This is a genomic window from Sphaerospermopsis sp. LEGE 08334 (assembly GCF_015207205.1).
GTDB lineage: Bacteria > Cyanobacteriota > Cyanobacteriia > Cyanobacteriales > Nostocaceae > Sphaerospermopsis.
The window spans coordinates 1-13128 of sequence record NZ_JADEXH010000035.1 but is presented as its reverse complement, the minus strand read 5'-3'; the positions used below and the strand labels follow the sequence as shown (position 1 = coordinate 13128).

The 13128-nt window shown below is 38.5% G+C and carries 10 protein-coding genes and 1 rRNA gene; 4 read left to right on the top strand and 7 right to left on the bottom strand.

Annotation, left to right across the window (positions count from 1 at the left end):
• Positions 1 to 103: 103 nt before the first annotated feature.
• A complete protein-coding gene (locus IQ237_RS18630; protein ID WP_194057817.1) occupies positions 104 to 1369 on the bottom strand; it encodes a glycosyltransferase family 4 protein in 1266 nt (421 codons plus the stop codon).
• A gap of 1341 nt (positions 1370 to 2710) precedes the next feature.
• Here IQ237_RS18630 and IQ237_RS18625 point away from each other — a divergent pair.
• On the top strand, positions 2711 to 3670 hold the full coding sequence (locus tag IQ237_RS18625) for a DUF1517 domain-containing protein (RefSeq protein ID WP_194057921.1): 960 nt from the start codon (positions 2711 to 2713) through the stop codon (positions 3668 to 3670).
• Between the two features lie 71 nt (positions 3671 to 3741).
• Here IQ237_RS18625 and IQ237_RS18620 read toward each other — a convergent pair whose 3' ends face one another.
• From IQ237_RS18620 to IQ237_RS18605, 4 genes are all read right to left on the bottom strand, one after another.
• A complete protein-coding gene (locus IQ237_RS18620; protein ID WP_194057815.1) occupies positions 3742 to 5601 on the bottom strand; it encodes a bifunctional serine/threonine-protein kinase/formylglycine-generating enzyme family protein in 1860 nt (619 codons plus the stop codon).
• A gap of 393 nt (positions 5602 to 5994) precedes the next feature.
• Positions 5995 to 6726: a DUF1995 family protein gene (locus IQ237_RS18615; protein WP_194057807.1), complete on the bottom strand. Its 732-nt coding sequence runs from the start codon at positions 6724 to 6726 to the stop codon at positions 5995 to 5997.
• Positions 6727 to 7005: 279 nt separating this feature from the next.
• Positions 7006 to 7203, bottom strand: a complete 198-nt coding sequence (locus IQ237_RS18610) for a hypothetical protein (protein ID WP_228020471.1) — start codon at positions 7201 to 7203, stop codon at positions 7006 to 7008.
• Positions 7204 to 7672: 469 nt separating this feature from the next.
• Positions 7673 to 8521 (bottom strand): M28 family peptidase, encoded by an 849-nt coding sequence (locus IQ237_RS18605; RefSeq protein WP_194057804.1) that lies wholly within the window; start codon positions 8519 to 8521, stop codon positions 7673 to 7675.
• Between the two features lie 299 nt (positions 8522 to 8820).
• On the opposite strand from IQ237_RS18605, the gene dnaK reads away from it, so the two are divergent.
• Both dnaK and IQ237_RS18595 read left to right on the top strand, forming a co-directional pair.
• Positions 8821 to 10911, top strand: coding sequence for a molecular chaperone DnaK (gene dnaK, locus IQ237_RS18600; RefSeq protein WP_194057802.1), 2091 nt, complete (start codon positions 8821 to 8823; stop codon positions 10909 to 10911).
• A gap of 157 nt (positions 10912 to 11068) precedes the next feature.
• On the top strand, positions 11069 to 12064 hold the full coding sequence (locus IQ237_RS18595) for a DnaJ C-terminal domain-containing protein (protein ID WP_194057794.1): 996 nt from the start codon (positions 11069 to 11071) through the stop codon (positions 12062 to 12064).
• Between the two features lie 461 nt (positions 12065 to 12525).
• Here IQ237_RS18595 and IQ237_RS26730 read toward each other — a convergent pair whose 3' ends face one another.
• Positions 12526 to 12660: a hypothetical protein gene (locus IQ237_RS26730; RefSeq protein WP_255512683.1), complete on the bottom strand. Its 135-nt coding sequence runs from the start codon at positions 12658 to 12660 to the stop codon at positions 12526 to 12528.
• Positions 12661 to 12674: 14 nt separating this feature from the next.
• Here IQ237_RS26730 and IQ237_RS18590 point away from each other — a divergent pair, with 14 nt between their 5' ends.
• On the top strand, positions 12675 to 12833 hold the full coding sequence (locus IQ237_RS18590; protein WP_194057792.1) for a hypothetical protein: 159 nt from the start codon (positions 12675 to 12677) through the stop codon (positions 12831 to 12833).
• A 176-nt stretch (positions 12834 to 13009) separates the two neighbouring features.
• Here the strand turns inward: IQ237_RS18590 and rrf are convergent.
• Positions 13010 to 13127 (bottom strand): 5S ribosomal RNA (gene rrf / locus IQ237_RS18585).
• Between the last annotated feature and the right edge of the window lies 1 nt (position 13128).

Genomic DNA, 13128 nt, shown 5'->3' with positions numbered 1-13128 from the left:
GATTGGTGATAGTTGATTGGGAAACATCAAAGTGATTACCCAGTAACCAATTACCAATTACCAATTACCAATTACCAATTACCAATTACCAATTACCAATTACCTAATTCAATAGACAAGAATAACGAGATTCAGGATTATATAACCAGCGGTGATAGGTTTTGCGTTTAGCTAATTCTTGTCCTTGACGACCGAGTTTTTCCCGCAGTTGTTGGTCTTGACATAATCGTTTAAAAGCTTGTAAAACTTCATAACCAGATTCGGGATTTACCAACAGGCCATTTTCTTCATGGTGGACTGCATCCAAAATACTCCCTAAGCGAGAGGCAATGATAGGTTTACCAAAGTATTCTGCTTCTAAATGGACTATTTCAAAATTATCAAAATTATCTATGGCTTGAGCTTTGTCTTCTTCTAATGTCAGCATGGCGAAAATGTCACTGGCTGCATAATAACCAACTAATTCCCGTTCTGGTACATCACCAGCAAAATGCACTCTTTTATCTACCCGCAAACGCTGACATTGGGATTTTAGTTGTTGTTCACAAGGTCCTATTCCGCAAATTATGTAATGAACATCTACACCAATCGTTAATAGTAAAGGAATGTTATCTATTATTTTGTCAAAGTTTTTATTTTTAATTAATTTACCGACAGAAAGAATGACAATTGCTGTTTCAGAAATGTTGTAAGTTTGACGTAAGCGGATGCGTAAATCTTCCAGATGACTAAGACTGCTGGGATTTCCAAATTTTTCTGGTCTTACTATTGGGTTAATGACATGAGTAGGAGTATCTAGGCGAAAAGTATTTCTTAATGTATCTCTAATATGGGAACTATTACAAACAATTCCTTCGGCTCTTTTCAGGGTAATTTTTAATAAAAATCGCCATAAAGGATGACGATAAATATCAACTAAATCATTACCATGGAGGTAGATAAAAAAGCGAATTGGTAAGATATAACTGAGTAATAACAAAGCTGGAAAATCGTAGCCATGACACCATTCTATGTAACGGTAATGATAGCGAAAATATAATCTTATGGCTATGAAAAATGAGCAAATAACGTTAAAAAAATTGAATAATGGCTTGATTATAATGCTCAAAAAATTACCACCAAATAAACTTAGCCAAAGACTCAAGTTAGTCCAACGATAAACAGGAAACTGTTGTGATTTATCAAATATTTTATCTCCACAGCAACCAGCAGCCAGTACAATTACTCTGCCTGGATCTTGTAAACAACGATTATAAATATATTCTCCAATGACAGCTTCTTGGGGATGAAATATGCGGGAGATAACTAAAATATCTGGACAAGCGGTTTTCTCCCTAATTTGTGTTCCTAGTTGTGAAATATGTTCCATAATTCAGGTTAATAAATAAGCTGCAAATTTTTAAACTACAGTAGGGAACTTTTAACAGGGAACAGGGTTAAAAGCATCTAATTAGGGGTTGCTGAGAAAGTCTTTCCGTGAAGACAGGGAACAGGGAACAGTTTCAGCTATCTGTCATCCCCAAATTTTTGGGTTTGCGATCCCCAAAATGCACGGTTTTTCAGGTATACCCTTCAAAACCCTTGCACTTTTTTCCTCTTTATCAACCTGTAACCCTTGATATATCTGGGTTTTACATTTATTCAGCAAGCCCTAATTAAATAATGTATTTAAACTTTAAGAAGTATGAAAATAGCCTCATCAATCTGTAAAGTAAACTTGATCGTGTTTAGAGATTGATTGGGAGTATCCCAAATGTGTAAATTTATTTTTATCTAGGGAAATAAAATGCTCCAAGACTTGATATTATTGAACCGCAAAGGACGCAAAGGTAAGAGATTGTGAGAGATTTTTTAGTGTTGCTACGTTCATTTTGTCAAAATTGGGATGCTCCTGATTGATTTTGCAAATTGTAGCTACACAACTTGGTTCAATATATTCATGCCAGAATTTTTAACCAATATTGATTATCCCCATTTGCTCAAAAAATTGGTATCCAATTGGTATCAAAAATTTGTTTCTTGTGTGCCAATTTCTTACCAAAGGAGGATTGTTAACATGATTATTTTGACATGATGAAATAAAGCTAGAGTTGATCGTTGATATGCTCCAGTAATTGTATAGCTTCTGCTGGAAAAATTAAATCTAGATGATACTTAGTAGATTAGCTTGAATTTTGCCAAAATTCATGCCAAAATGCCAAAAAGTCTTGAATAAATGTTACTTTTAATCATGCTTTTTCTATCAAAAGGATGATTTACATCCCATAATATTTTGTAATTTATCGTAGTTAATACTTATTCCTATAGCTGATTACTGATAGCTAATTACTGATAACTGATTACTTAAACCTCCTTGCCAATATGTGCTGAACATAGGTTCTTGATCCGGAAAAAATTTATTCACTATCAGAAATAATTTAACCCAGAGGTTGTCATACTTAAGTCAAAATTATTGCTGTTAAGTATGTCATGCTCCAGAGAAGGTAATAATTAATTGATTCCAAAGTTTTGCACTGGTACAGATATTTTGTGGTACGGTTATCAACCAAGGAATATTCGCTGTCTTCCCTGCCAAGTAGTGTGCATTCGCGGTAGATTAAAGATATGGCTGACAATCCCTGCGGCAGATTGTGGTGATTATGTTCTACCTTGTTTGAATCCTAGCAATAGGAGAAAAATCTTAAAAATATTGTTTTTTGGTAGCTTGTTTATGCAAAAAAAATTACAACGAATCCTCAAACCCCTGTTAAAAATTTCTTTTGTCCTGGGTCTGGTTTTGGCTTTAGCATTGGGTAATGCTGATGGTGCTTTAGCTGCACGCAGTGGTGGACGTATTGGCGGCGGTTCGTTTAGAATGCCATCAAGCAGGACTTACACACCTCGTACCTACGCACCTCCTGGGGGTGGCGGATATTATCCTGGTGGTGGTTTTGGTTTTCCGTTCCTGATTCCTTTTTGGGGTATTGGCGGTGGTTTTGGCGGACTGTTCACAATTTTGATTTTCTTTGCGATCGCTAACTTTTTAGTCCAAACTTTCCGCCGTGTCACCAGTGGAGATACTGAAGAGGTGACTTATGGCAGTAACCCGAATGTCTCTATCACTCGGTTACAAGTTGGTTTATTAGCACAAGCTAGAGGTTTACAAAGCGAACTTAACCAAATAGCTGAAAAGGCCGATACCAACACCCCAGGAGGAAGAGCAGAAATTTTACAAGAAGCAAGTTTAGCTTTGCTGCGTCATCCTGAATATTGGGTTTATGCTGGTGGTGGTACACAACAAGCTAAGTTAAACGCGGCTGAATCTCAATTTAACCGTTTATCTTTGGCTGAACGTAGCAAATTTAGCGAAGAAACTCTTTCTAATGTCAACAATCAGTTAAAATCTGTTTTGGCTAAAGAATTACCCGGTGATGTGGATAACCCTACTCGTTTAATTAGTGAAGGTCCAGGAGAGTATATTATTGTCACCTTATTAGCTGCAACCTTGGGTAAATGGGACTTTCCCCAAATTAATAGCGCGGATGATTTACGTCAAGCTTTGCGACAAGTTGGTAGTCTTCCTGGTGAGCAAGTTTTAGCTATTGAAGTGTTGTGGACTCCCCAAGCAGAAGGTGATACTTTGACTTCTGATGATTTGTTTGCTGAATATCCTGATTTAAAGCTGGTTTAGTCAACCTATATTCACAAAGCAAAATGTGGGGGTTTAGCAATGCTAAACCCCTATCTCATTATTGTTGACATTTAAACCTCAGCGGAAAACACCACCCGCAAACCTGACATCCTTAAACCACTTTCCGCTTCATTCCAACTGCGACTAGCACTGCGACAAAGTTCCGCGCTGAAATTCCAAGCACCACCGCGCAAAACCCGACGATGGATATCACCACCCATATCCCACACACTACCATTTACAGGTGCGCCATGATAATTATTATGCCAAGGATCTGCACACCATTCCCAAACTAACCCGTGCATATCATACAACCCAAATGCATTTGCTATATCAAAACTGCCCACATCTGTTATTTTGTTGTAGAAATTACTTTTAGGTTCAATGGCATAAATTTCACTACCGTTACAATTAATTAAATCAGAAGTTACTGTTTCCCCAAAATGAAAAGATGTGGTAGTTCCTGCACGACAAGCATACTCCCATTCTGCTTCACTCGGTAAACGATAATTTCTTCTTGTTTTCAGCGACAACCGCAAACAAAATTCTATTGCTTCATACCAAGAAACGTTTTCTATTGGTAAATTTGCACCTTTAAATTTTGCTGGGTTGGAATTTAAATCTTGTGTAACTTTGGGTAATGCTGCTACCGCTTTCCATTGTGCTTGAGTAATGGGATATTTCCCCATATAAAAAGGTTGTATTTTCACTGGATGTTGGGGATGTTCATCAGCATTACCTTCAAATTCTGGTGAACCCATTAAAAAATTGCCACCAGGAATTGATACCATTTCTAAAGTGACGTTTCTATTCAATTCTTCTGCGAAAAATTGGGACTTTCCTCTGTCTCGGTAAAGTTCTCTCCCTCCTGTATCTACAGTAATAATCTCAAAATCAAATGTTTCTAAATCTGGAACAGGAACAATAATTTTTTGTTGTTTTGTAGGTGTTTCGATAATAGGAGCAAATTTTAACTCTATCGGCGTTGATGATTCGATGTTTAAATAATTTGGGAAATCATGTTTTAAATCATGTAACACTTCTATTGCTGACTGATATCTATCACTAGGAAAATGTTGTAGTAAATGATCTAAAATGTATGTTAATTCTTCACTAATAGTAATCCCTTTTGCTTGTAAACGTTCTTTCCATAACCATTTTGCATTCATCGGATCATACAGAGGATCTTTCAATCCATAGGTATGTTGCATGGGTAAATCTTGTGTTAATAATCTCACACAAGTTACACCCAAAGCATATAAGTCACTTCCATGACAAGCAAAACCTGCCATTTGTTCTGTGGGTGCATATCCTAATGTATAAATAGCTGTTGCTTGTCTAGCTATACTGGTGTGAGTTACTTGTTTTGCACCTCCAAAGTCAATTAATACAGGTTTTTGGTCTGCATTTCTTCTAATAATATTCTCTGGTTTAATATCCCGATGGATAACGTTTTTTTTGTGAATAAAATCAATAACTGGTAATAAGTCTATTAGCAGTTGACGCACTTCTTTTTCAGTATACGCCTTTTCTTTGACTTCTTCTAGAAGTGTTTTCCCAATAATAAATTCCTGCACTAAATACAAACTTGAACCTTGTTCAAAGTAAGCTAATAAACGGGGAATTTGCGGATGGTTTTCTCCTAGTTCATACAACCGAAAAGCCTCTTCTTTGAAGAATTCTGCGGCTTTTGCTCGTTGTCCTGTTCCCTGCACTTGGGGGAAAAATTGCTTAATAACGCAAGGTGCGTCTAGTCTGTCTACATCTTCTGCTGCGTAAGTTTTGCTAAACCCACCTTCACCTAATAACCGCAAAACACGGTAACGGTTTCTGAGGATTTCACCAAATTTATCATGTCCACAAACGATGCAAAACTTACTGTAGTTAGGGTTGAAGGGGTTGGAACAATTGGGATTTTGGCAAATTTGCATGGCTGAGGGGAAGATAGCATTTTTTCCAAATTCAGCCCCAATATTTAATTAGTTATTAGTTATCACTTATTCATTTATCAGCAGTAATCAAAAAGGGTTATATATGGGCGCACAGATTTCAATTATAAGATAAAGATTAGAATAATTTTGATAATTTGTCAATGGTTTTTTAATTGTTTTTTGGTAGCTTCATATCATATTTTTGCCCTGTAAATAGTTATATAATTGATAATTGACAATTGATAATTGAAAATTGTTTCATTCAAGGTTTAAAACCTCCCCTTTCAAGGGGCAAAAAAGCCAAAAATTCTGCTTTTTCAATCCTCTCCCTGGAAGAGAGAGGTAATTCTCAATTGTTCATTATTGAAGGGTAAGTTGTAAATTGGCGTAAACCTAACTACTCAACGCCTTGATAAACCGCTGCAAACTCTTAAACACACTGGGTTTTTTGGCGGGTGTTCCGTCGGTGGTTTGTGGTTGTTCTTTCATCAGGATCATGTCTATTTCATCCCCTGATGGTTTTTTGGGTAATTCAGCTATTTTTTGATATTCGCCTGCGGTTTCTAACCACACTTCCCAATCTCCAGGATAGCAGCGCATAAGGGCGCTTTCATCATCGACAGGACGCAAATAATAGCAAGATTCAATCGTACTAATGAAACGTTTGCGGGTTTCTCGCGCTGCATAACCTATACCCACTGTACCGGAGTCTTCCAGACGGGGGTTTAACATGACAAAGGGGCGTTCACCAATTAATTCACAAAGTTTTTCTAGTTGAGGTACTTCTACGGAAGTGGGGGCGATAAACAGGAAAATTTCATCTTCTGGTTGAATTTTTGCTTGTAGGGAAGCAGTCCTTCCTGTACCGATATCTAAAATTTTAAATGGTACATCTGCCCAATCTCGCCGGGCTAAAGCGGCTGCACCAGCATCTGCAAAGAAGACTTTGAGACGGGATTCATATTCAGCGAATACGGGGATAAATTGTTCTGCAACTGGCATAAATTTGAGTTCTGGGAACAGTAACTCAACTTGAATGCGAGTGATACCATCAGCTAAAGCCGATTTTACCGCTTCACGAGATTGAGCGATCGCATCTTCTAGGGTTTTGGGTAGTTCAGCCATAATTTACAGAAGTACGTTTTTTCATCAATTATTAAGAATAACTCGAAAACTCTAATTCATTCTGTAGGCGTAAGTAAAAGACAGAAGTACAAGGTAATAATGTGAAATTGTGGTTAGGTGATGCAGAATTAGCATTTCAATCACGTTAATTATGTTTGCAGTTCGCTACTTTTCATTTAAGTACCTGGGCAAAATTAATTTAACATTTTTGGAACAAACAAAAATCTCTGTATTCCTTATCTGTTAACTTTTCCCTGTTCCCTCTCCCCAATATAAAATTTATTTTGCACGACTACTTACTTCAGAAAACGCACCACGAGTAATTACTAAATGATTAAATCCTAAAGATTCTTTATAGTAATCTTCATATTTGATATTTGGCAATTTGGTAATGACTTGTTTCAATAATTCTATATTGATTTTTTTGAAATAATATTCTGGCTTGAGTTGCAAAAATACCAACTGGTAAAAGTTCAATAACTGTAGTTTTTCATTCTAATTCACGTGCAGTAAATAATGATGTTCCACTTCCTGAAAAACGATCTAATAATATACCTGGCTTTGGCTGTAAATTTTCCAAAAGAAATCGGCTATTTATTTTTTTGTTTAAACTTTTATGGCTCTCCTAGACTAGATATGAAAACTTAATACTAATACTTGCTTGAATTCATTATGTAACAAGAGATTCAATTAAAACCAAATTAAATCTTATTAAATCTATTGTTTTATATTCATGGACTCCTTGCATACCAATGTTTTCATTTATTATTTTTTAGTAACAATACCTTCGCCAAAATCAAAAATATCTTGATTTGTAGGTTGGGTTGAGGAACGAAACCCAACAAATACGTTGGGTTTCCACACGGTAAACCCAACCTACGGGAAAATGGCTAAGGTATTGATTAAATTATCATACCCACTCTGGGAGAGCCACTTTTATTCAAATTTATAAACACCTAATACCGCTTTCTAAACCCTCACAAACACCAGTCATAAAATCTAAGTCCAAACTATCAATAGTATCACTCGGTTTGTGATAATTAGGATTTCGCATAAATGCTGTATCTGTCACCATAATTGCTGGATAACCTTGATCCCAAAAAGGTGCATGATCACTCAGTCGAGTTTGGGGAACTAATAAACCCCGATTTGGTACTGGTAATAACTGACAAGGTAAACCCGATTTACTAATAGCACTACGGATATTGACTAAATCCCCTAAAGTCCGTAAATTGCCAATTAAACCAATAAAATCTCCAGTATTGGGGTATAATCTATCTAAAAAAGCTGGATATCTTTGCGAACCTGGTCTGTAATCCCGATATCCTAACATCTCCAAAGAAATCATTAAACGTAGACGTTGCTTTTGTTGGTGTAATAAAGCTGCATAGTCAGCACTACCTAACAAACCATATTCTTCCATATCAAAAGCAACCAACCGCAAAGGATATCTAGCAGGTGCTTGGGCAAAAACTCTGGCAAATTCTAATAAAACTGCCACCCCAGTAGCATTATCATCAGCGGCCACAGTACCAGGTACACCATCATAATGAGCGCCAATTAAAATAGGAGGTGAATCAGCCTTGTGTCTTTTCTCTTGGGCAGGTAAATTTAAAATCAGGTTATTACAAATCTTACTCCCCACTTTAAAGGTGTGGATTTCCACACTTCCCCATTGTCCTAATTCGTGGCGGATGTATTCTTGAACAAAGAAATGTCCCGCACTGGCCATATAAGGATCGCGTTCCCGTGCTATTTCTTGCAGATGATTGAGTAATCGTTGTTTTAAAGTCAAGATGGTGATTGGTGACTGGTGACTGGTGACTGGGAAAATCAAATAATTTCCCCCTGCTCCCTGCTCCCTGCTCCCCTGCCTTTTTCCCTGTTCCCTGTTCCCTCTGTGCAAATGCTATCCTAGTTTGGCAAGTGACAGGTTAAGCTACAATTTCTCTAATTATCTAAATTATTGAATTTATGGAATTAATGATAATTATACCATTGGGCGGTTTTTAACATCTGGCATCCAGCGGAAAATATGCCTCCCAATCATAATATATAGATGTAGTCAAACACGCAGCAGGAGAAGAGTAACGCATGGGCAAGGTAGTCGGCATCGACTTGGGTACAACCAACTCAGTAGTCGCCGTGATGGAGGGTGGCAAGCCGGTGGTGATTGCCAATGCTGAAGGTATGCGAACCACCCCCTCTGTTGTCGGTTTCAGCAAAGAAGGCGAAAGGGTGGTGGGGCAAATGGCCAGACGGCAAACTGTGCTGAATCCCCAAAATACCTTTTTTGCAGTCAAACGCTTTATTGGGCGCAGATACGCTGAATTAAACCCCGATTCTAAGCGTGTACCCTACACTATTCGTAAGGATGAAATGGGCAATATTAAAGTTGCCTGTCCACGATTAAATAAAGATTTTGCCCCGGAAGAAATTTCAGCAATGGTGCTGAAAAAATTGGCGGCTGATGCTAGTCGTTATTTGGGTGAACCTGTGACGGGGGCTGTAATTACCGTACCTGCTTATTTTAATGATTCTCAACGTCAAGCTACCCGCGATGCTGGCAGAATCGCAGGTTTAGAAGTGCTACGTATTCTTAATGAACCTACCGCCGCTTCCCTAGCCTACGGATTAGAAAGAGGTGATGTAGAAACCATCCTAGTTTTTGACTTGGGTGGTGGTACTTTTGATGTTTCGATTTTAGAAGTGGGTGATGGCGTTTTTGAAGTTAAAGCTACCAGTGGAGATACTCAGTTAGGTGGTAATGATTTTGACAAAAAAATAGTTGATTGGTTAGCGGAGCAATTTTTAGAGACAGAAGGAGTAGATTTAAGACGCGATCGCCAAGCTTTACAACGTTTGATGGAAGCCGCAGAAAAAGCCAAAATTGAACTTTCTGCCGTCAGCGTTACTGATATTAACTTACCCTTTATCACCGCTACCGAGGACGGACCCAAACATTTAGAAACTCGCCTCACCCGTTCCCAGTTTGAAGGTTTATGTACTGACTTAATCAGTCGGATTCGTAACCCAGTCAAACGGGCGTTAAAAGATGCCGGAGTATCACCTGTAGATATTGAAGAAGTTGTCTTAGTAGGTGGTTCAACCAGAATGCCAATGGTGAAACAGCTAGTACAGGATTTAATTGGCATTGAACCTAGCGAAAATGTCAACCCTGATGAAGTAGTAGCCGTAGGTGCAGCTATTCAAGCAGGTATTCTGGCAGGAGAAACCAAGGATGTACTACTGTTAGATGTCACACCCTTATCCTTGGGTTTAGAAACCATTGGTGGGGTGATGAAAAAACTCATTCCCCGCAATACCACCATCCCCGTCAGACGATCTGATATTTTTTCTACATCGGAAAATAACCAAAACAGTGTAGAAATTCACGTAGTCCAAGGGGAAAGGGAAATGGCAGCAGATAACAAATCTTTAGGACGTTTCAAGCTGTATGGTATTCCCCCAGCACCTAGAGGTATACCGCAAATTCAAGTAGCTTTTGATATAGATGCCAACGGTATTTTACAGGTAACGGCATTAGATCGGACAACTGGCCGAGAACAGAGTATTACTATTCAAGGTGCTTCTACCTTGAGTGAATCAGAAATTAATAGAATGATTCAAGATGCTCAGAGATATGCTGATATTGACCGGGAACGGAAAGAAAGAGTAGAAAAACGGACTCGTTCCGAAGCTTTGATTTTACAAGCAGAAAGACAACTGCGGGAAGTAGCCTTAGAAATGGGGATGCAGTTTGCCCGCAACCGTCGTCAACGCATTGACAATATTTGCCGGGAACTGCGAGAAAGTTTAAAAGATGATGATGATCGGGGCATTGATCAGGCTTACTCAGACTTGCAAGATGCTCTCTATGAGCTAAATCGAGAAGTCCGTGAGTATTATGCTGAAGATGAAGACGAAGATTTATTTGGTGCGATTCGGGAAATCTTCACAGGTGATAAAGAACGGGAACGGGATTATTCTCCCAGAGAAACCTATCGAGAACGGGATTCTTATAACAGAGACTATGGTAAAGACTATGGTAGAGGCAATGGCAGGGAATATGGAAGAGACTATGGTCGAGAAAATCGTTCTTCCTCTTATGATAACAGTCCTCCCCCCCGTCCCATTCGTCCCAGCTATCAAGACAACTGGGATGATGATGATGATTGGCTGTAAATTTTAGATTCAGGAGTCAGAAGTTATTAATTTTGGATTTTGGATTTTGGATTTTGGATTGTTTTTGTTATCTCCAATCTAAAATCTAAAATCTAAAATCTAAAATTTTCCTCCCTGTTCCCTGTTCCCACTGATAACTAATAACTGATAACTGACTATGCAAAACTTGCAAAATTTCCGCGATTATTACGAGATTTTGGGAGTCACAAAAGAAGCCTCTAGCGAAGAAATTAAAAAGGTTTATCGCAGGTTAGCAAGGCAATATCACCCTGATCTTAATCCTGGTGACAAGGAAGCAGAAGAAAAATTTAAGACTATTGGTGAGGCTTATGAAATTCTTTCCGATCCCAGCCGTCGATCGCAATATGATCAATTTAGCCGCTACTGGAAACAAAAAGGCTTTGCTGGTAGCAAACAGTCACCGAAACCAAAGGGTTGGGGAGATAGTCGCACCAACACCCGTACTAGTCAAGAGGTAGATCCCAGCGAGTTTCCTGATTTTGAAAGTTTTATTAATACAGTCATAGGTGTTAGCAGTCGCAAAGATACCAGAACTAATACTGGTAGTACAACTACTAGCGACCCGTTTCGCACTCCAAGAACCAAAGTTGCTTATACAGTTAACACACCACCCCGTACCACTCGCAGAGATATCGAAGCGAGGTTAACTTTACCTCTAGAAAAAGCTTATCAAGGTGGTAATGAAAGAATACGTTTAGAAGATGGGCGATCGCTCGAAGTAACTATGCCACCTGCTATGGTTACGGGTCAAACCATCCGCTTGCGAAATCAAGGCATTGGTGGTGGAGATTTATACTTAAAAATTACCGTTGAAAACCATCCGTTGTTTAAACTAGAAGGTGCAAATATTTTCTGTCAAATTCCTGTAACTCCCAGTGAAGCGGTTTTAGGTGGACAAGTGGAAGCACCCACTTTAGATGGTCCTGTGAAAATGACTATTCCTCCCGCAGTTAGATCCGGTCAAAGGTTTAGATTAGCTAATAAAGGTTATCCCGCAGAAGGTGGGAAAAGAGGTGATCAATTAGTAGAAATTCAAATTGTGACACCGAAAAATATTACTACTGAAGAAAGGGAATTGTATGAAAAATTGCGGGAAATTGAAAGTTTTAAACCCCGTGCGGATTTGATTTAATAGTCTGCATCAGGATTTCCAGGATTTAAGGATTAACAGGATGATCGTAATTTGTGCGTAAATTAACTACATCTTTATTAAATTATTCTTCTACGTTAAATTCAACTTTATCGTAGATATCACCTAACACAATTTGACAGGGAACAGAGGCTAAATTTAAACTAGCTTCTGCATCTGCAAATTCAATACCCATTTATTATCACCAATTTTGCAGTATTGCTCAACATGGTATGGCTTTGAGGATGTTCTCATTTCAGCCAGACTTGACGTAATCATGAGGGCTAGAGATAGTTACTGTTAGTATAGCCCGGAAAAAATGCCGATGGTTATTTCATCATCTGCACACTTTTAACACATATCATAAATTTGGTAAAACTAGAGAATCAATAAGAAGTAAAAAATGTGGACAGTTACATATAGGAAGTGTATTAGCAGGGAGAGTAGCTGGTGCTGCTCTACCCCTAGCCATTCCAGGATTCGCTTTTTATCCTACCTTCCGCACCCCCCGGTGTCACAATCGGTTTTTTCGTAATTTCATTACGACCAAATGTTGTATTTTGTACCAAAGATAATGAATATTGGTAGGCGATCGCCAATTCTAAATCTCCAAATGACCAATTTTCGTTGTGTGACAGTTGAGGGTGCGGAATGTGGGTTTTATGGTGTATGTTTAGCTGCTAGTTATGCTGGAATGGAGTTAGGAAAAACAGCAGTGAATTTATTGTCATCCAGACCAGATTATGATGATGACATCAGTGCATTTTTATAAAATTTAGTAAAATTGGCAATACTTTGTAGGTTAGGTTGGGTAAACTGCAACCGAGCCTAGTCCAGTGTTTAATTTACACACCACATACCTCACCTGTTTGCGTATTTTCTAAAATCACCAAAACAAAAACCCCCTCTCAGTATACCAAGAGAGGAGGCTTTTGGATTGAATATTAGCCCTGGCATCGAGCTATTGTGACAGAGGGCAACCCCTCAACTATCGTCGCCGCAGCAGCGTTTCACCTCTGAGTTCGGGAAGGGATCAGTGTGGTTCCACCGCGCCATAGACACCAGGA

Excerpts from the sequence above, each read along its gene's own strand:
- IQ237_RS18615 (WP_194057807.1), bottom strand. The coding sequence starts at position 6,726 with ATGGCTGAACTACCCAAAACCCTAGAAGATGCGATCGCTCAATCTCGT.
- dnaK (WP_194057802.1), top strand. The coding sequence starts at position 8,821 with ATGGGCAAGGTAGTCGGCATCGACTTGGGTACAACCAACTCAGTAGTC.
- IQ237_RS18625 (WP_194057921.1), top strand. The coding sequence starts at position 2,711 with ATGCAAAAAAAATTACAACGAATCCTCAAACCCCTGTTAAAAATTTCT.
- IQ237_RS18595 (WP_194057794.1), top strand. The coding sequence starts at position 11,069 with ATGCAAAACTTGCAAAATTTCCGCGATTATTACGAGATTTTGGGAGTC.
- IQ237_RS18620 (WP_194057815.1), bottom strand. The coding sequence starts at position 5,601 with ATGCAAATTTGCCAAAATCCCAATTGTTCCAACCCCTTCAACCCTAAC.
- IQ237_RS18590 (WP_194057792.1), top strand. The coding sequence starts at position 12,675 with ATGACCAATTTTCGTTGTGTGACAGTTGAGGGTGCGGAATGTGGGTTT.
- IQ237_RS18630 (WP_194057817.1), bottom strand. The coding sequence starts at position 1,369 with ATGGAACATATTTCACAACTAGGAACACAAATTAGGGAGAAAACCGCT.